We start from the raw sequence: 18577 nt of genomic DNA, 5'->3' as shown, positions 1-18577 counted from the left end.
GTGGCACAGCGCACACCTGCGGGAACATTTCTGTGTTCGCGGACCGATTACTCGCGAGCTTTCTGTCGGTCTCCCCTTCTAGATTGGAAACCGAATGATCGCGCGGGCTCCGCCGCCGCAGCACCGCACGCGGTCATACAGACCTTCGCTCGAAGAGGATGACCGTGTCCCAGACCGCTGAACTGCCCGCCGATCTCACACCAGAACACGCCCCGCCGCAACCCGCGGCCAAGCTGTCCCCGCGCGACCGCACGGTCATCTCCGTGCTGATCGTGTCGACGTTCGTCGTCATCCTCAACGAGACGACGATGGCCGTCGCGCTGCCGGTGCTGCTGCACGACCTCGCGATCAGCGCGAGCGTCGGCCAGTGGCTCACCGCGGGCTTCCTGCTCACGATGTCCGTGGTGATCCCGATCACCGGCTTCCTGATCCGGCGGGTCCCCACCCGCACGCTGTTCACCACCGCGATGGTGCTGTTCAGCACCGGCACGCTGATCGCGGCGCTGTCGCCGAACTTCGCGGTGCTGCTCACCGCGCGGGTCGTGCAGGCCAGCGGTACCGCGATCATGATGCCGCTGCTGATGACCACGGTGATGACGCTCGTGCCGCCGTCGCGGCGCGGCGCGGTGATGGGCAACCTGTCCATCGTCATCTCCGTGGCGCCCGCGATCGGGCCGACCGTGTCCGGGCTCGTGCTCGACCTGCTGAGCTGGCGGTTCATCTTCTGGGCCGTGCTGCCGATCGCCCTGATCGCGCTCGCCATCGGCCTGCGGAAGATGAGCAACATCGGTGAGCCGGTGCACACCCCGATCGACATCCCGTCGGTCCTGCTCTCCGCGTTCGGTTTCGGTGGGCTCGTCTACGGGCTCAGCAGCATCGGGCACTCCGCCGGCGAGGCGTCGGTGGTGCCGACGTGGCTGCCGTTCGTGGTCGGTGTCGGCGGGCTCGCGCTGTTCGTGGCGCGCCAGCTGTTGCTGCAGCGCACCGATTCGCCGCTGCTCGACCTGCGCACGTTCCGCTCCCGCACGTTCACCGTGTCCATCGTGCTGATGGGCCTGATGATGTCGGCGCTGTTCGGCACGATCATCCTGCTGCCGATCTACCTGCAGCAGGTGCTGCTGCTCAACCCGCTGTCCGTCGGGTTGCTGCTGCTGCCCGGCGGGCTGCTGATGGGTCTGCTCGGGCCGGTCGTCGGGCGCCTGTACGACCGGTTCGGCGCGCGGGCGCTGCTGCTGCCCGGCACAGTCGCGGTGAGCCTCGCGCTGTGGTCCACCACGCTGTTCACCTCGACCACCCCGGTGTGGGCCGTGATCGCATTCCACCTCACGCTGAGCCTCGGGCTGGCGTTCGTGTTCACCCCGCTGTTCACCGCGGGCCTGGGTGCGGTGGAGCCGAAGTTCTACTCCTACGGCAGCGCGATCTTCGGCACGCTGCAGCAGCTCGCCGGCGCCGCCGGGGTTGCGCTGCTGGTCAGCGTCTACAGCCTGCAGGCCGCGCAGCTCAAGACCGACGGTGTCGAGAGCGCGGTCGCGCAGACCGCGGGTGGGGTGCACCTGGCGTTCCTCGTCGCGGCGTTCATCTCGCTCGTCGCGATCGTGGGGGCGTTCTTCATCACCACGCCCGTGCAGTCCGACGACGCCCACGGCGGGGATGCTCACAGCGGGGCTGCGTTCGAGGATGAATCACATCCTGTTCACTGACCCCCGGGGTCGTGGCGCAGGATGAGGGCGTGACGCAGACACCAACGAGGTTGCCGGCGCTCGTACCGCCGCCGGTCGAGCTACCTCCGCGCGCAGCGACACTGCGCGCGGAGGTACGCGCGTTCCTGGCGGCGGAACGCGCCGACGGTGCGTGGGCACCCCGCGCCGACGTCTGGCTCTCCGGATGGGACGAGCGGTTCACCAAGGAGCTGGGCCGGCGCGGCTGGCTCGGGATGACGATCCCCACCGAGTACGGCGGGCACGGCGCATCCCCGCTCGACCGGTACGTCGTCACCGAGGAACTGCTCGCCGCCGGCGCCCCGGTCGCGGCCCACTGGGTCGCCGACCGCCAGATCGGGCCCACCCTCATGCGGTTCGGCACCGAGGAGCAGCGCCGCAAGTTCCTGCCCGGCATCGCCGCCGGTGAGGTGTACTTCGGCATCGGGATGAGCGAACCCGATTCCGGCTCCGACCTCGCGAGCGTCCGCACCAAGGCGGAGAAGGTCGACGGCGGCTGGGAGCTCACCGGCACCAAGGTCTGGACCTCCGGCGCGCACCACGCCCACGCGTTCTTCGCGCTGGCCCGCTCGGCGCCCCGCGACGAGCAGAACCGGCACGCCGGTCTCTCGCAGTTCATCGTCGAGCTCGACGCCCCCGGCGTGCAGATCCGCCCGATCCCGCTGCTCACCGGCGCCCACGACTTCAACGAGGTCGTGTTCGACCACGTCTTCATCCCCGACACGATGGTGCTCGGCGAGGTCGGCGCAGGCTGGCACCAGGTCACCAGCGAGCTCGCGTTCGAACGCAGCGGCCCCGAACGGTTCCTCTCGACGTTCCCGCTGCTCACCGCGCTCGTCGCGGAACTTGCCGGCACCAGCGCCGGCCACGATGCCGGCACCCGCCGGGCCGTCGGGTCGCTCGTCGCGCGGCTCGCGGCGCTGCGGCGGATGTCGCTCGCCATCGCCGGCGCGCTCGAGTCCGGTGCGGCTCCCGAGCTGGCCGCCGCCGTCACCAAGGACCTCGGCACCCGCTTCGAGAGCGAGGTCATCGACGCCGCCCGGCTGCTGCTGGCCATCCCGCCCGATCCCGGCGCCGAGAGCGGCTACGCCCGCCTCCTCGCCGACGCCGTCCTGCACGCCCCGGGGTTCACCCTGCGCGGCGGAACCAACGAGGTGTTGCGCGGGATCGTCGCGCGCGGATTGGGCCTGCGATGACCGACACCTCCAAGGAACTCTCCGAGCTGGCCGAATCGATCTTCGGCGACGCCGACAGCTCGGAAACCGGGTTCGACGCCGCACTGTGGGAGTCGCTCGAACAGACCGGGCTGGCCCGGCTCACACTGCCCGCCGACGCCGGCGGCAGCGAAGCCGAGTTCGCCGACGCCGCGGTCGTGCTCACCGCCGCCGGACGAAACGCCGCACGGGCACCGCTGGTCGAGACCGACCTGCAGGCCGGCTGGCTCCTGCACGCCGCAGGGATCCCGCTGCCGGACGGGCCGCTCACCCTCGCCACCGGCGACCTCGACGTCACCCGCACCGTCACCCGCGCCGCCGGCACCCTGCACCGCGTGCCGTGGGCCCGCGCCGCCGCCGGGATCGTCATGCTCGCCGGCGACCAGGTGCTCCTGTTCGACCCGGCCGCGCTCACCATCACCGACGGCACCAACCTCGCCGAGGAACCCCGCGACACCGTCGTCGTCGAGGGCGAGGTCACCGCCGCGGGCGTCGAGGAGCACGTCGGGGCCCAGCTGCGGCTGCGCGGCGCCCTCGGGCGGGCACTGCTGCTCGCCGGCGCCGCGGAAGGCGCCCTCGCCGCCGCCGTCCGGTACGCGGGGGAGCGGGTGCAGTTCGGTCGGCCCATCGGCCGGTTCCAGGCCGTGCAGCAGCAGCTCGCGATCGCCGCGGCCGAGGTCGCAGCCGCGTCCGCGGCCACGTCGGCAGCGGCGCGGGTGGCCGACGCCGACGGGTTCGGCGCCGCGTCCACCCGCTTCGCCGTCGCCGTCGCGAAGACCAGGGCCGGCGAAGCCGCCGGCGTGGTCGCGCGGATCGCGCACCAGGTGCACGGCGCGATCGGGTTCACCCGCGAGCACGACCTGCGGCTCGTCACGACCCGCCTGTGGGCCTGGCGCGACGAGGACGGCTCCGAGGCCGAATGGGCCGAGCTCATCGGCACCGAGGTCCTCGACGGCGGCCCCGACGCGCTCTGGCCGCTGATCGCCGGAGCCCCGTGACCCGATAGCGTCGGGGGTGATGGACGAGTCCGGCTCGGCCGACCCCACCACCCTCGGGCTCTACCGCATCGTCGCGTTCCTCGGCGAGCGCGGCGCCGGACGTGTCCTGCTCGGGGTCGACGAGGCCGGGCAGCAGGCCGCCGTGACCGTCGTCCACGCCGAGGTCGCGGCGCAGCCCGGTTTCCGGGAACGGTTTCGCCGCGAGGTCACGGCGGCCGGTTCCGCGCCGGCGTGGTTCACCTCAGCGGTGCTCGCCGCCGACGCCGACGCGGAACAGCCGTGGTTCGCGACCGCCTACGTCGAAGGCCCGTCGCTGCAGACGCTCGTGCGGGAACGCGGCCCGTTCAGCCCGCCCGGGGTGGCGTCGATGGCGCTGCGGATCGCCGACGGCCTCGCCGTCCTGCACGGCGGCGGGCTCGCGCACCGCAACATCACCCCCGCCACGGTGGTGCTCGCCGGCGACGGCCCGCACCTGACCGATATGGGTATCACCGGGAGCAGCACCGGCAGCCCCGAGTTCTTCTCACCGGAACAGGCGGCCGGGGAACGCCATATCGGCGCGGCGTCCGACATCTTCTCGTTCGGCTCGCTGATCGCCTTCGCCGCGACCGGACGGTCCCCGTTCGCCGCCGAGGACAAGGCCCGGGTGCTGCACCGGCTCGGGTACACCGAGCCCGACCTCGGCCCGCTCACCGGGCCCGTCCGCACCGCGGTCGCCGCATGCCTGCAGAAGGACCCGCTTGCTCGTCCGACGGCGGCTCAGGTCGGGGTCATGCTCCGCGGCGGCGGCGAACCCGTGGTTCCCGTGCCCGCCCCGGCCACACCCGCGCCGCCGCCGCCGAACCACCCGTCCCGCCGGCGCGGCCTTCTCATCGGCGCCGCGGCCGTCGCAGTGGCCCTGATCGCCGGGATCACCACCGCGATCCTCATGCCGGGACGAACCGGCGGCTCACCCGATCCGCCACCCACGCAGGTCGCGGCACCGCCTTCCGCGCCCACCACGACGGCGCTTCCGCTGTCCGACCCCGCAGCGGGCGCCGTTCTCATCGATGCCGCCACCGACCCCCGCTTCGGTGTCGGCAGCGCCGCGTTCGCGAGCCCGAGCCGCAACATCGCCTGCCGGATGGACCCCGACCAGGTGCGCTGCGACGTTACCCAGAACAGCTGGACGCTCCCGCCCACCCCACCGACCTGCACCCTCGACTACGGCACCGGCGCTGTCCTCTCCGGCAGCGGCCCCGCCGAACTGTCGTGCGTGGGCGACACCCTCGCCGCACCAACGCTGACCGTGCTCGACTACGGGCAAGCGGTCCGCTTCGCCGACGTCATCTGCGTCAGCCGCGAAACCGGCCTGCGCTGCGAGAACCCCACCACCCGCCACGGGTTCGTCGTCTCCCGCGCCGCCTACCAGCTCTTCTGAGCCACTGCCCGACGCCACATGGAACCTCGTGGCTGATTTTCAACGTTGCACGGCCGCCACAAGGTTCCATGTGGCGGACGGGCCTACGTCGGGATCTTGCGGAAGTCCCAGCTGGTGATCTTCTCCGGCACGAGCCGCAGCCACGCATGTCGTCCGTCGTGGCCGACGACACCGCCGGAGTAGCGGTCGGCGAACGCCTGCTCGGGGCCGTCCAGCTCAGGGCACGGTTCCCCGGTGCGCGGCACCTCGCCGACGACCTCGACGCGGCCGCGCAGCTCCACGCCGCGTAGCTGCAGGTAGTCCTCACCGGTGTCGACGACCACGGCCATCCGCGGGTCGTGCTGCAGGTCGGCCCACCGCTGGCTGCGCGACAGCGATGTCATCCACAGCGCGCCGCCGTGCCACACGTACCAGAGCGGGGTGGCGTGCGGCCCGCCGCGCCCGACCGTCGCCACCCGGCACGTGCGTTGTTCGGCGAGCAACGCGTCGATCTCGTCCGGGGTCATCGCGATGGCGCGGGCCCGTCGTTGCTGCCGCATGAGGAGGACCGTACATCCGGCGGTACCCGGGAGTAACCTCGCGGCGTCGGCCTCGTTGACCTGCTGTGACCCGCGTTGCAGCCGGCCGGTTGGCCGCCGTCGCCGTCGTTCCCGTCGCTGCGCTCGCCGTGCTCGTCAGCCCTGCCCAGGCGCTGCCGGCACAGGTCGACTACGTGGCCCTCGGCGACTCCTACGCCGCGGGGCCGCTGGTCCCGCTGCCGAAGGGCACCCCGGCGGGGTGCCTGCGTTCCACCAACAACTACGCCTCCGTGGTCGCGGGAGAGCGCGGGTTCACCTCGTTCACCGACGTCACATGCAGCGCTGCGACCACCGAGCACCTCACCGCGTCGCAGCAGGTCACCGCAGGCACCGCGGCGCCGCAGTTCGACGCGCTCACCGCGGACACCGACCTGGTCACGATGACCATGGGTGGCAACGACATCGGCTTCGGCAGCATCGTCACCGAGTGCGCGCTGCGGTCACCCACGAAGCCGCAGGGCGCCGCGTGCATGGACCACTACACCGCGGGTGGCACCGACCAGCTAGAAGAGAACATCGAGGCTGCCGCACCGAAGATCGCCGCCGCGATCGCCGGTATCGCGGAGCGCTCCCCGGACGCGGAGATCCTGATCGTCGGCTACCCGGCGATCCTGCCCGACACCGGCCCCGGCTGCTTCCCGGTCGTCCCGTTCAGCCCCGGTGACGTCGCCTACCTGCGCGACACCGAGAAGAAGCTGAACGCGATGCTCGAAGATCAGGCCGGCGCGGGCGGCGCCACCTATGTCGACACGTACACCCCGTCCATCGGGCACGACGTCTGCCAGCTGCCCGGCGTGAAGTGGGTCGAGGGGCTCGTCCCGACCGAGCCCGCCGCGCCGGTCCACCCCAACGCGCGCGGCGAGCGCGGCATGGCCGACGCCGTCCTGGCAGCGCTCTCCGACTCCTCCGCCGCCTGACGGGGTATCAGCGCTCGTCGTAGGCATCGACGACGCGGGGCCGCATCGGGAACCGGACCGGGGTCGCCCCGAACAGCCGCCGGCCCGCTGTGAGGGCTGCGACGCGGACCAGCTCGGCGACGTCGTCGGCGGTCTCGGCAGGGCTGTGCAGCAGCACCTCGTCGTGCTGGAAGAACACCAGCTGCGCGCCCGTCGCGGCACTGCGCAACGCCAGCCGCAGCTCCGCGAGCAGCACCAACGCCCACTCGGCCGCGGTGGCTTGCACGACGAAGTTGCGGGTGAACCGCCCCCGCGCTCGCGCGGCGGCCGGTAGCTCGTGGCCGGGACGCGCCGGCGGGCAGGTCCGCCCCAAGTGCGACCGCACCAGCCGGCCCTCCTCACCGGCCCGCGCCGCATCCTCCAGCAGCCCCATCGCCGCCGGGAACCGCCTGCGCAACGTGCCCAGCAGCTGCCCCGCCCCACCGGACGTCTGCCCGTACATCGCCGAGATCAACGCCAGCTTCGCGGTGGCCCGGTCGGCCCCGAACTCCGCCGACGCGAGCGCCGTGTAGAGGTCGTCCTCACCTGGCGCCAGCGCGTGGTCGCCCGACAGGGCCGCGAGCACCCGCGGCTCCAGCTGCGCGGCGTCGGCGACAACCAGCTTCCAACCGGGGTCGGCACGCACCGCCGCCCGCACCGCGCGCGGGATCTGCAACGCCCCACCGCCCCGCGACGCCCACCGGCCCGACACGACCCCGCCCACTACGTACTCGGGGCGGAACCGGTTGTTGTGCACCCATGTGCGCAGCCACGCCCATCCGTGCGCCGTATGCAGCCGGGCCAGCTCCTTGTACGCGAGCAGTGGCGCCACCGCGGGATGGTCGATGCCTTTGAGTTCCCATGAGCGGGTGCTGCCCAGCTCGTGGCCGGCGCGGGCGAACGCGCGCAGCACCTCCGCGGGCGAATCGAGGTTGACGGCCCGCCCACCGAACGCCGCCACCACCTCGTCGGCCAGCGCCGCGAGCTTCGGCGGGCGCCCACCCAGCGACGACCGTGGCCCCAACGCCTCGGTGAGCAGCTCGTCGTGCACGTCGGCCCGCCACGGCAGCCCGTGCACCGTCATCTCCTCCGCCACCAACCCGGCCGCCGACTCCGCCGCCGCGAGCAACCGCATCCGCGGGTCGGCCGCCAGCACAGCCTGTTGCGCGCGGTGCACGGCGACGATGTCGGCGAGCTCGTCGACCGGGCCGGTGTCGAACAGCGTGGGCCGATCGTCCACACCGACCGGTGGATCGGGTTCGGGCGTGCGCCCCTCGAGCCGCGCCACAGCCGCAGCGAGCCCGTGCGGCTGCCCGAACCCGCCTGCCGCCGCGACCAGCAACCCCTCGACCAGCTCGACGTCGTGCGAGCGGGCCACCTCGACACCCGTCTCCGTGAGCAGCCGGCGGTGGGTCCGGGACCGTGCAAGCACCCATCGCGGCGTCTCGGCCCGCTCCAGCTCCGCGACCGCGGTCAGGTCGGGCAGCTTCTCCGGCGGAGCGAGCGGATCGCCGCTCTCGTCGAGGCGCTGGATCACCGCGGGGCCCTCCCGCGGACCCGGGTCGAGCGCGATCCTCACCGGCGTGAGCCGGGCAGCAGCCCGGCGAGCAGCCCACGCTGCGGTCCGCCGCGGATCTCCTCGGGTCCGGCGCCGACCTCGGCGAGCACGTCGTTGGCCGCGAGCACGCCGGTGACCGCGGCCCGTTCCATCAAACCGCTCAGGAACGGGGTGCCGACGTGGTCGCCGGCCAGGCGGATCCCGCGCGCCGCTCCGGTGACCTGCGGGCGGTTGCGCGCCGAGCCCGGGGGGAACGTCGGCGCCGTCGCCTCCAGCCGTTCCAGCCGGTCCAGCACGCGCGCGTCGGCCGTCTCCGGCCACAGTGCCGCCAGCTCGGTGTGCATCCGCTCGGTCGCCGTGCGCGCGTCGGCGGCGTCGCACGCGTAGGAGTGCAGCTCGACGACCGCCCCACCGGTCTGCGCGGCCCACTGTTGCGAGGGGCGTTCCAGCCGCGAGTACACGGTGATCGAGTCGAGGGTCGGCTCGCGGCTCACCGCGCTGAACGTCGGCCGCGCGGCGGCGACGTCCGCATCGAGCCACAACCGGCTCACCGCGAACGGCGGCGCCACCGCAATCCCGGCGGCCAGGCGGACCAGCCGTGGCGCCACCGACGCCAGGTCGGGCGACGCCGCCACCAGCTCGCGCAAGGCGCCCGGCTCGGTGGCCAGCACCAGGTGTCGTGTGACCAGCGGGGACTCGCCCGCCACGTCGATCTGCCAGCTGTGCCCCGCGGCCGGCGCGATCGCGAGCGCCCGCGAACCCGTCCGCACCTGAGCGCCCTGCCTCTCCAGGCACGCCTGGAACGGCGCCCAGATGCACGTGAGGTAGTCGGTGGCCGGCGCGTCGAACCCGATGCCTTCCGGGTTGCCCAGGAAGTAGTAGTGGAACATCGCGATCAGCTCGGCGGCCGAGAGCTCCGCGGGTCGCGCGAAGAACGACCGGGCGAACGCCTCGAACAGCATCGCCTGCGCCCGGTCCGACATGCCCAGCCCGGCCAGGAAATCGGCCGCGGCGACGTCGTCGTACAGGGCCGTGGTGCGCCGCCGTTCGTACGCCAGCAGCTCCGCCGCACGCCGCTGGTCGGATCCCAGCAGGTCGCGCAGGCCGAGGCTGGGGGAGCGGGCGAACAGCGCCATGAGGTTGAACGGCGGCGCGGCCGGCAGCCCGGTGAGGTCCTCTGCAGGCCACTCCCGCGAGACGACCGGGTACCCGCCGATCGGACGCAGGAAGGACAGCTCGGGATCGATCCGCCGCAGCAACGCCCGCCATGTGTAGTAGTGCCGGAAGAAGGCGTGGAAGCCGTGTTCGACGACCTGCTCGGTGCCGTCGGACAACGTGTGCGGCCACGCGCCGAGCCGCCCACCCAGCGTCGGCGCCGCCTCCAGCAGCGTCACCGCCACCCCGCGCTCGGCCAGCACCACCGCCGCCGACACCCCGGCGATACCGCCGCCGACGACCACCGCCTCCGTGCCGGCCGGCGCCGCACGCGGCACTGCCGGCTCGGCCGGCACCAGCACGTGCTGGCGCATCCGCATCGGAGCCGCCCGGTCCCAACTCAAGCCCCGACTCATGGCCCGACCCTAACGACGCCCACCGACAGCACCGGCCCACTGCGCGCCACCGTCCGGGCGGAACATCGACACCGGCGATCGTGTTCGCAACGTCTGTGACGATCGCACTCGGCCGCTACGGCATCTGGCTCCGCAAGGAGCACCTCACCCCGGCACTGGCGAAGGAGATCGAGTCGCTCGGTTTCGGCGCCATCTGGATCGGCAGCTCCCCACCCGGTGACCTGGCGATCGCCGAGGCCGCGATCGCCGCCACCGAACGGCTGGTCGTCGCCACCGGCATCGTCAACATGTGGGCCACCCCGGCCGCGGAGGTCGCGGCGTCCTACCACCGCATCGAGACGGCCCACCCCGGCCGGTTCCTGCTCGGCGTCGGCATCGGGCACCCCGAGCAGACCACCGAGTACCGCAGCCCGTACACCACGATCGTCGAGTACCTGGACGAGCTCGACGCCGCCGAGGTCCCCGTGGAGCACCGTGCGCTGGCCGCGCTCGGCCCGAAGGTCCTGCAGCTCGCCGCGGAACGCTCCGCAGGCGCCCACCCCTACCTGACAACACCGGAACACACCCGCGAGGCCCGTGCCCAGCTCGGAGCCGGGGTGCTGCTCGCACCCGAGCACAAGATCGTCCTCGACACCGACGTCGACCGCGCCCGCTCCATCGGCCGCCCCTACGTCGACCGCCCCTACCTGCACCTGCGCAACTACCGCAGCAACCTGCAGCGCCTCGGCTGGTCGACCGACGACCTCGACAACGGCGGCAGCGACGCCCTCATCGACGCCCTCGTCGCGCACGGCGACGCCGCCTCCATCGCCGCCCGCCTCGACCAGCACCTCGACGCCGGTGCCGACCACGTCACCATCCAGGTCCTCGGCGACAACGCCATCCTGCCCACGCTGCAGAAGCTCGCACCGGCGCTCGGGCTGCGGTAGCCCGGGGCACCAACAGCTGCACGGCTGCGGGCGTCTGGGCCGTGAGGGCAGGAAAGCCACTTTCCGGCCCTCACAGGGCAGGAAAGTGGCTTTCCTGCCCACGCATGCGGATCGCACGCACCCCTGGCCCAGCCCCGGCGAATCGCTGCAGCCACCGGGGTGAACCGGCACCCGAGGTCGGCCAGAAGTGAACGACCCCACCGCGGCCGTCCACCCCAGCGCCGCACCAAGCACGGATTCTCATCCCTCGTGGCGGCCCGGAGGGCCATGGCGGACTTTCCTGGCACCCACCCGCTGGCGATCCGCCGCGGCGTCAGGGCAGCTGCTGCGGCTCGTCGAGCAGGGGCGCCATGAGGTCGCCGTGCTCGGCGAGCCGCCCCGGCAGGTCGGCGATCGTGAACACCAGCTCCTCCGGCCGCCGGCACGCCCGCACCTCGTCCCACGTGATCGGCGTCGCCACCGTCGGGCGTGCGCGCCCGCGCAGCGAGTAGCTGGCGATCGTCGTCTTGTACGGGTTGTTCTGGCTCCAGTCGACGAACACCTTCCCGCGGCGGCGGGCCTTCGTCATCACCGCGATGACCCGGCCGGGTGTCTCGGCGGCCAGCTCTTCCGCGAGGCCTTTTGCGAACGTCGAGGTCGCCTCGGGCGACTCGACCGCCACCGGCAGGTAGAGCTGCATCCCCTTCCCGCCGCTCGTGCGCGGGTAGGCGACCAGGCCGTCCTCCGCGAGCCGATCCGCGAGGCGTTCCGCGACCCGTGCGCAGTCGACGATGGTCGTCCCCTCGCCCGGGTCGAGGTCGAACACCACGAGGTCGGGGTTGTGGCGGGTGTCGTCGGGACCGAGCCGCCACTGCGGCACGTGCAGCTCCAACGCGGCGAGGTTCGCCGCCCACGCCAACCCCTCGACGTCGTCGATCACGGGGAAGTCGGCGTTCTCCGACCGCCCACCGGGCGTGCCGACCCGGGCCGTGCGGATCCACGACGGCGCGTGCCGCGAGACGTCCTTCTCGAAGAACGACGACTTCTCCACGCCGTCGGGCCAGCGCACCATCGTCACCGCGCGGTCGCGCAGGTGCGGCAGCATCGCCTCGGCCACCGCGACGTAGTGCGCGAGGATCTCGGCCTTCGTCGTGCCGGTCAGCGGGTAGAGCACCTTGCCCGGGTTGCTGAGCTTCGCCCGCCCCACCCCGCCGGAGCGGCCGCTCGGGCGCGCCGGCGCCGGACGGGACGCGCCGACCTGCACCCACTCGTCGCTCTCCCGGCCCGGCGTGTACGGCGACGAAGCCTGCTTCGCGACCACCCCGGGCAGGCCCTGCTGCTCCACGGCCGCCACCACCGCCGCGGCGCCCGGGCCGCCGGGAAACACCGGGGCGAGGCGCCAGTGCGCACCCTCCAGCGGCAGCTCGTCGAGCAACGCCTTGCGCTGCTCGAACCCCAGCCCGGTGACGTCGCGGCCGTCGAGGTGCAGCACGTCGCCGATCCACAGGTCGGCCTTGCCCTTCGCGCCGGCCAGCTCACCGTCGAGCATCACCTGCGTCGCGCCGAGCGACGGCCCGAGCCCGCGCAACCGCGGCTCGTCGAGCTCGACGCCCTCGGCGTCGGTGACCCGGATCCGCCCGCCCTCGACGCGCACGATCACGCGGGTGCCGCCGAACCGCACCTGCAGCAGCCAGCCCTCGCTCCCGGGCAGCTCGCCGACTGTGGGCAGCATCGGCAGCGCGTCGTGGGGGAGCGGGTCGAAGTCGGGTGCGGGGTCGGAGCGGCGCAGCAGCCAGTTGTCCTTGCCGCCCTTCTCGATGCCCCAGCCGCCGCCCTTGTCCTTCTCGGTGCGGATGAACACGAACCGGCCCTTGGCACGTTCACCGTGCATGCGCACGATGACCTCGCGCGGGTTCCACTTCTCCGTCTCGTACGTGCCGGTGTCCCAGATCGTCATCCGGCCGCCGCCGTACTCACCGGCCGGGATCTCCCCCGAGAAGTCGAGGTACTCGATCGGGTGATCCTCGGTACGCACCGCCAGCCGGATCGTCTCCGGCTCGGTCGGCAGCCCCTTCGGCACGGCCCACGACGCCAGCACCCCGTCACGTTCGAGGCGGACGTCCCAATGAAGGCGGCGGGCGTGGTGTTCCTGGATGACGAACCGGTTGTCGGGACCTTGCGCGGGCTCGGCCTCGGGCACCGGCTCCGGTGTACGCCGCGCGTCGCGCTTGCGGCGGTACTCGTCGAGCGGCACGCGATCCAGCGTATGGCACAGCACCGACGATCCGGTGCTCTTGCGCACCTCCCTGATCGACTGAGAGCATAGGCTGGCCTAAGTGAAGGGATGCCTGATGTACGTGTGCATCTGCGCTGCGGTGACCGACACCGAGATCCGGTCCTGCATCGCACGCGGTGCCCGCACCGTCGAGGAGGTCGGCGACGCCTGCGAGGCCGGCACCGGCTGCGGCTCCTGCCACGACCACATCGACGTCTTCCTCGCGGCCGCCCACTCGCCGTCGGTGATCGCGAGCCTTCCCGCCACCGCCTAGTTGGACAAGCCTGACCTGGGCAAAGGGAGGCTTTCCTCGCTGCGGGCCAGGTGATCCTGCCTCTCACCCGATCGTGACGCGTCGCTACCGTCGAAGTCCCGAACTCCGACGAAGGGACCGACCGTGCGTGGCGACGACGAGATCATCGCGCTGCTGAACGAGCAGCTCACCAGCGAACTCACCGCGATCAACCAGTACTTCCTGCACGCGAAGATGCAGCAGAACTGGGGCCTCACCAAACTCGCCGCCTACACCCGCGCCGAGTCGATCGAGGAGATGACGCACGCGGAGAAGATCACCGACCGCATCCTGTTCCTCGAAGGCCTGCCCAACTACCAGCGCCTCGGCACTCTGCGCATCGGCCAGACCGTGCGTGAGCAGCTCGAGTCGGACCTGCAGATCGAGCTCGCCGTCGTCGAGCGGCTGCGCCCGGGAATCATGATGTGCCGAGAGAAGGGCGACGCCACCTCCGCGAAGCTCCTCGAGGAGATCCTCGCCGACGAGGAGCACCACATCGACTACATCGAGACCAACCTCGAGCTCATCGACCGCCTCGGCGAGCAGCTCTACCTCGCCCAGACCGTCGACCAGCCGCCGACCGCCGGCTGACGCGCTCTAGTTCGTGCAGTTCGGGGCCACCGCCGAGGCCGCCGTGTACTCCGGCGGCAACGTGATGCCCTGGACGAGCGTGGCCGCCAGCGACAGGTTGCGCACGCCGTCGGTGAACCGCGTGACGGCGGCCGAGTACACCTCGGCCGTCATCGGATCGGCCTGCGCCACCTGCGCGCGGGCGTCGACGAACGCCTCCCGCGCGCTCGTGAACTCCCGCACGATCAGCCCGAACTGCATCGCGACCTCGTCGTTCGGCGCGTCGTCCCGCAGCGCGCCGAAGTCGCTCGTCGCGGCGTCGACCACGCCGATCGAGCGGTCGCTCGCGGTCAGGAAGTCGCGCTTGGCGATCGCGGGGTCGCCGGTCGAGCGGACGTTCGGGGCGCTGCTGCCGAGCGTCGTGAGCAGGTCGCCGGAGGCGCAGAGCCGGTCGACGTACTTCGCCGCCGGGCTGTTCGGGTCGATCGGGGGCGCTGCCACCGTTGTTGTCGGTACCTGAGGCGGGGTCGGGAGGGGGACGTCGCGCTGCAGCACCGTCACCCCGACGGCGGCGCCGGCCCCGGCCAGCACCACCACGGCGGCCAGCGCGGCCACGACGAACGGTCGACGGCCGCGAGCCTTCGGGCTCGGCGGAGCGGGCGGCGCGGCCGTCAGCGCTGCGGGTGTGGGCACGGTCAGGTCGCCCGCCGGCGCGACCTGCGGCCCGCCGCGCAGGCTCACCGCCACCTGCTGCGCCGACGGGCGCCGTGCCGGCGACTTGTCCAGGCATGCCCGGACCAATCCCGCCACGTCTGGCGGGACACCGGTGAGGTCGGGGTCGACATGCACGATCCGGTACATCGCCGCCGCACCCTGCTCGGCGGAGAACGGGCTGCGTCCCGTCGCGGCGAACACGATCGTGGAGCCCAGCGCGAACACGTCGCTGGCGGGGGAGCCGCCGCCGGCGCCCGCCAGCTGCTCCGGCGCCATGTACTCGGGCGTGCCGATCACGTCGCCGGTGCCGGTGAGCTGCGTGGCGCCCTCCGACCGCGCGATCCCGAAGTCGATCACCTTCGGGCCGGTGGGGGAGAGGAGCACGTTGCCCGGCTTCAGGTCGCGGTGCACGAGCCCGGCTGCGTGGATCGCGGCGAGCGCCTCGGCGAGCCCGTGGGTGAGCCGCAGCAACGCCGGCGGGTCGAGCGGCCCGTAACGATCGACGGCGTCACGCAACGAGGGTGCGTCGATGTACTGCGTCGCGAGCCACGGTGGATCGGCGTCCGGATCGGCATCCAGCACCCGTGCGGTGAACATGCCGGCCACCGACACCGCCGCGGACACCTCGCGCCGGAAGCGTTGCCGGAACCCGGTGTCGCCGGCAAGCTCGTCCCGGATCATCTTGACGGCGGCCTGGACACCTTCGGGAGTGGTGCCGAGGAAGACGACACCCATCCCGCCCGCGCCGAGCCTGCCTTGCAGTCGGTATCGCCCGATCCATTCGGGATCGCCTGGCCGGAGCGGTTCCACGGCGGGAACAGTAGGAGATCGGCAACGGTCGCCGCGCCCGTGGTCCTACGTAGCTGCCAAGGTGCTGTCATAACACGAATGCGGCTTGGCTAACGTTGCAGGATCAGCCGGCAAATGGTCCAAGGGGAGACGAACGGTGATCCTCTCGACGATTCGGGATCCGAGGCTCATCACCATCCGCCGAGGCGGGACGTTGACCGATGCCGACCACCACCTCATCGCGTTGTGGGCGGCCGAATGCGCGGAACACGTCCTGCCGTTGTTCGAGGCGGTCAAGCCGGACGACCCGCGCCCACGCGAAGCCATCGAGCACGCCCGGGCATGGGTTCGGGGCGAGGTCAAGATGATGGTGGCCAGGGCAGCGGGCGGCCACGCCATGGGAGCGGCCAGGGACCTGCGCGGCGCGCCCAGGCACGCCGCGTACGCGGCCGGCCAGGCCGGAGCCGTCGCCCACGTCGCCGCACACGACCTCGGAGCGGCCGCCTACGCGATCAAGGCAGTCCGCGCGTCGGTACCGGCCGCCGAGGCGGAAGCCGCAGGCCGGCGCGAATGCCAGTGGCAACGCGACCAGCTCCCTGACGCGATCCGCGAGCTCGTGCTCGACGACCAGCGGCTGCGCAACGACATCTGCTGGTCGGTCTTCGAGTGCTGAGGCCCCTGTGCTGTCGGTGCGGCCCCGTACGCTCCCGCCCGTGATGACCTTGCTGGCCTACGCAGGACCCTCCGACCCTTCGGCCCTCGGAGCGCGAACAGGCGGTGTCCCGCTGGTGCCGGCGGGTTTCGACTGGCCCGTGTGCGCCCATTGCCACGGGAACATGCAGTTCATCGCGCAGCTGCCGCTCGACGCGCTCGACCCGTCCGGCGACCTGGTCTCGATCTTCATGTGCGCGAACGATCCGGGCTTGTGCGACGAGTGGGATCCGATCGCGGGTGGCAATCGCGCGTTCCTGTTGCGGAAGGGCGAGCTGCTGCCCGCGACCGTCCCCGCCGAGGGTGAAACGGACCTGGGGAGTTCGTCGCGCGTGGAGCTGCTGCCGTCCGATGTCACGAGCTACGCCGAGGCCTACGACACGTGGACGGACTCGACCGGACGCGACCAGAACGAGCTGCTGGGCTGCCTCGGAGGTGAGCCGGCGTGGATCCAGGACGAGGAAATCCCGTCCTGCACCGGGTGCGCACAGCAAATGGAGTTCATCGCACAGCTCGAACCCGGTCACGACGACCGGACGGCTGCCAACTACGGCGACGCCGGCAGCGCCTACGCCTTCGCATGTCGCCCGTGCGGCGGGGCGAGCTTCCTCTGGCAGTGCCACTGACCGGTCGCCGCCGGGCAGGCCAGCACCGTCGCCCACGTCGTCGCGCACGACCTCGGAGCGGACCGATGAGGCGGCCGATCCGCGAGCTCGTCCTCGACGACCAGCGGCTGCGCAATGACGTCTGCTGGTCGGTCGTCGAGTGCTGACCAGACCCGAGGCGCGCTACGCGACGTCGGGCCGGGTCATCAGCGGCGAGTTCATGTGCAGTTCCAGGCTGGGGCCGGTGAGGGGCACCGTGCTCCACGTCGCCACCGCCGTTCCGGCGTCGGCGTCGACCACCAGCCGAACCCGGTGCGGTGTGGTGATGACGTAGACCTCGGCGACGAACGTGCTGCCTTGCCAGGCGCCGGCCGCGACGACGGGGCGGCCGAGCGGCGAGCTCTCCCGCCATTCGCCGTGGCCGACCGCGATCGTGAAGGACGTCGACCCGAGTTGCAGGAGCCAACCACCGGCCACCGGCTCGACGAGCACAGCGGTTCCGCCGGGCAGGGCCGAATCCTCGACAGAGGCGTCGATACGCGCAGCACAAGAACGGGAGGGGGCAGCCGAACCCGGCACCCCCGCGAGGGAAAGCTGGCGCAGTCGATCGGCGAGGATCTCGTCGTCCCGGGCGCTTCCCGTGTCATCCAGGCTCGGCAGCAGGAACTCCCATATCGCATCGAGCATGACCTGCGCCGGGGAGTCCGCGTTCGTGTGGCCGCTGGTGACAGCGACCACGAGATCGTGCGACGGGACGACCACGCATTGCTGGCCGAAGGAACCGTTCCCGTGGTAGCCGTGCCGCGACATCCAGAACTGGTACCCGTAACCGCACAGGAAATCGGCGTTACCCGCTCCGTCCTCGGACGGCAGGGTCTCGATGTGCCGCCTGGTCGCGAGCTCCACCCACCCGCGGGGGACGAGCTGCCGCTCACCCCAACGGCCGCCGCGCAGCAGGAGCTCGCCGAACGCGGCAACGGCCTCTGTCGTGAGGTGCAGCCCGTGGAACCCGAAGGCGGCACCGCCGGCCACCCGGTCCCATTCGGCGTGGTTGATGCCCATGGGCCTGAAGAGACGCTCGTCGAGCAACTCCGGGAGGCCACGACCCGTGACCCGTTCCACCATTCGCGCCAGGACGAACGTGGTCGCATTGTCGTAGGCGTGACGTGTCCCCTCGGCTTCGGGGAACGGCACGCGCAGGAAGCCCTTGACCAGGTCGCCCGGTTCCAGCTGCCAGGCCTCCTCGAGGCTGTCCGTGTCGTGTCCGGCCGTCATGGACAGCAGGTGGTGGACGGTGATGCGGCGGCCCTGCTCGCAGACGTCGACCGGGACGTGGTCGGGCAGCACGTCCACCACCCGGTCGTCCAAGGAGAGCAGCCCGTCGGCGATCGCCAGTCCCACGGCAATCGACGTGAACGATTTGGTCACCGAGTAGAGCAGGTGCGGGCGTTCAGCCGAGAACGGCGCCCACCAGCCCTCGGCAACGACGTGGCCGTGGCGCACCACCATGATCGAGTGACATTCGATGGAGTGCGCTTCGAGCCGGTCCAGCAGGGCGGCAATCGCACGGGACGACACCCCTGCGGCAGCCGGTGTGGACCGGGGCAGCAGCGCATGCTGAGAAGACATCCAGGAAAACGTAACCAGCCGCTCAACCGAGTTTACGGAGCTGGCCGAAGCCGGGCCGGTGGGTGTCGACGGAGCAGCTCCACAACGTAGTG

At 72.1% G+C, this 18577-nt stretch carries 16 protein-coding genes; 10 read left to right on the top strand and 6 right to left on the bottom strand.

Annotation, left to right across the window (positions count from 1 at the left end; translation table 11 throughout):
• Positions 1-158: 158 nt before the first annotated feature.
• From LL648_RS21605 to LL648_RS21590, 4 genes are read left to right on the top strand one after another with little or no spacing between them, the layout of a single operon-like run.
• Positions 159-1700, top strand: coding sequence for an MDR family MFS transporter (locus tag LL648_RS21605; protein ID WP_374112086.1), 1542 nt, complete (start codon positions 159-161; stop codon positions 1698-1700).
• Between the two features lie 29 nt (positions 1701-1729).
• Positions 1730-2914 carry an acyl-CoA dehydrogenase family protein gene (locus LL648_RS21600; RefSeq protein WP_232664445.1) on the top strand — a complete coding sequence of 395 codons (1185 nt, stop codon included), beginning with the start codon at positions 1730-1732 and terminating at the stop codon, positions 2912-2914.
• Entirely contained in the window at positions 2911-3930 is a 1020-nt protein-coding gene (locus tag LL648_RS21595) for an acyl-CoA dehydrogenase family protein (RefSeq protein ID WP_232664444.1), read from the top strand. Before LL648_RS21600 ends, LL648_RS21595 begins: the two co-directional genes overlap by 4 nt.
• A gap of 19 nt (positions 3931-3949) precedes the next feature.
• On the top strand, positions 3950-5350 hold the full coding sequence (locus LL648_RS21590; protein WP_232664443.1) for a serine/threonine-protein kinase: 1401 nt from the start codon (positions 3950-3952) through the stop codon (positions 5348-5350).
• Between the two features lie 83 nt (positions 5351-5433).
• On the opposite strand, the gene LL648_RS21585 is transcribed toward LL648_RS21590, so the two are convergent.
• Complete coding sequence (locus tag LL648_RS21585) at positions 5434-5889, bottom strand: pyridoxamine 5'-phosphate oxidase family protein (RefSeq protein WP_232664442.1); 456 nt, start codon at positions 5887-5889, stop codon at positions 5434-5436.
• Between the two features lie 65 nt (positions 5890-5954).
• Between LL648_RS21585 and LL648_RS21580 the strand changes: the two genes are divergently transcribed.
• Positions 5955-6845 (top strand): SGNH/GDSL hydrolase family protein, encoded by an 891-nt coding sequence (locus LL648_RS21580; protein WP_232664441.1) that lies wholly within the window; start codon positions 5955-5957, stop codon positions 6843-6845.
• Positions 6846-6852: 7 nt separating this feature from the next.
• Here the strand turns inward: LL648_RS21580 and LL648_RS21575 are convergent, their stop codons facing one another.
• Positions 6853-8442, bottom strand: a complete 1590-nt coding sequence (locus LL648_RS21575) for a bifunctional 3'-5' exonuclease/DNA polymerase (protein ID WP_232664440.1) — start codon at positions 8440-8442, stop codon at positions 6853-6855.
• A complete protein-coding gene (locus LL648_RS21570) occupies positions 8439-9992 on the bottom strand; it encodes an FAD-dependent oxidoreductase (protein WP_305080790.1) in 1554 nt (517 codons plus the stop codon). The genes LL648_RS21575 and LL648_RS21570 overlap by 4 nt, the downstream gene beginning before the upstream one ends.
• A 95-nt stretch (positions 9993-10087) precedes the next feature.
• Between LL648_RS21570 and LL648_RS21565 the strand changes: the two genes are divergently transcribed.
• Positions 10088-10921 (top strand): LLM class F420-dependent oxidoreductase, encoded by an 834-nt coding sequence (locus LL648_RS21565; protein ID WP_232664439.1) that lies wholly within the window; start codon positions 10088-10090, stop codon positions 10919-10921.
• Positions 10922-11234: 313 nt separating this feature from the next.
• On the opposite strand, the gene ligD is transcribed toward LL648_RS21565, so the two are convergent.
• Positions 11235-13154, bottom strand: coding sequence for a non-homologous end-joining DNA ligase (gene ligD, locus LL648_RS45300; protein WP_308190369.1), 1920 nt, complete (start codon positions 13152-13154; stop codon positions 11235-11237).
• Between the two features lie 82 nt (positions 13155-13236).
• Here ligD and LL648_RS21550 point away from each other — a divergent pair, with 82 nt between their 5' ends.
• Together LL648_RS21550 and bfr are read left to right on the top strand one after the other, a co-directional pair.
• Positions 13237-13449 (top strand): (2Fe-2S)-binding protein, encoded by a 213-nt coding sequence (locus tag LL648_RS21550; protein WP_232664438.1) that lies wholly within the window; start codon positions 13237-13239, stop codon positions 13447-13449.
• A 123-nt stretch (positions 13450-13572) separates the two neighbouring features.
• Complete coding sequence (bfr, locus tag LL648_RS21545; RefSeq protein WP_232664437.1) at positions 13573-14058, top strand: bacterioferritin; 486 nt, start codon at positions 13573-13575, stop codon at positions 14056-14058.
• Between the two features lie 6 nt (positions 14059-14064).
• On the opposite strand, the gene LL648_RS21540 is transcribed toward bfr, so the two are convergent.
• Entirely contained in the window at positions 14065-15561 is a 1497-nt protein-coding gene (locus LL648_RS21540; RefSeq protein ID WP_232664436.1) for a serine/threonine-protein kinase, read from the bottom strand.
• Positions 15562-15646: 85 nt separating this feature from the next.
• On the opposite strand from LL648_RS21540, the gene LL648_RS21535 reads away from it, so the two are divergent.
• Positions 15647-16213: a putative immunity protein gene (locus tag LL648_RS21535; protein WP_255686172.1), complete on the top strand. Its 567-nt coding sequence runs from the start codon at positions 15647-15649 to the stop codon at positions 16211-16213.
• A 40-nt stretch (positions 16214-16253) separates the two neighbouring features.
• Positions 16254-16877 carry a DUF1963 domain-containing protein gene (locus LL648_RS21530; RefSeq protein ID WP_232664434.1) on the top strand — a complete coding sequence of 208 codons (624 nt, stop codon included), beginning with the start codon at positions 16254-16256 and terminating at the stop codon, positions 16875-16877.
• 162 nt (positions 16878-17039) lie between these two features.
• On the opposite strand, the gene LL648_RS21525 is transcribed toward LL648_RS21530, so the two are convergent.
• Positions 17040-18485, bottom strand: coding sequence for a serine hydrolase domain-containing protein (locus LL648_RS21525; protein ID WP_232664433.1), 1446 nt, complete (start codon positions 18483-18485; stop codon positions 17040-17042).
• Between the last annotated feature and the right edge of the window lie 92 nt (positions 18486-18577).

It is taken from the genome of Pseudonocardia sp. TRM90224 (genome assembly GCF_021245725.1).
Classification (GTDB): Bacteria; Actinomycetota; Actinomycetes; order Mycobacteriales; family Pseudonocardiaceae; genus Pseudonocardia.
Note: the sequence above shows the minus strand (reverse complement) of the source record. Positions and strands in the feature narration are given on the sequence as shown.

Bases quoted from the DNA above. Each gene is read 5' to 3' on its own strand.
- LL648_RS21525 (WP_232664433.1), bottom strand. From the start codon at position 18,485: ATGTCTTCTCAGCATGCGCTGCTGCCCCGGTCCACACCGGCTGCCGCA.
- LL648_RS21570 (WP_305080790.1), bottom strand. From the start codon at position 9,992: ATGAGTCGGGGCTTGAGTTGGGACCGGGCGGCTCCGATGCGGATGCGC.
- LL648_RS21595 (WP_232664444.1), top strand. From the start codon at position 2,911: ATGACCGACACCTCCAAGGAACTCTCCGAGCTGGCCGAATCGATCTTC.
- LL648_RS21605 (WP_374112086.1), top strand. From the start codon at position 159: ATGACCGTGTCCCAGACCGCTGAACTGCCCGCCGATCTCACACCAGAA.
- LL648_RS21585 (WP_232664442.1), bottom strand. From the start codon at position 5,889: ATGCGGCAGCAACGACGGGCCCGCGCCATCGCGATGACCCCGGACGAG.
- LL648_RS21590 (WP_232664443.1), top strand. From the start codon at position 3,950: ATGGACGAGTCCGGCTCGGCCGACCCCACCACCCTCGGGCTCTACCGC.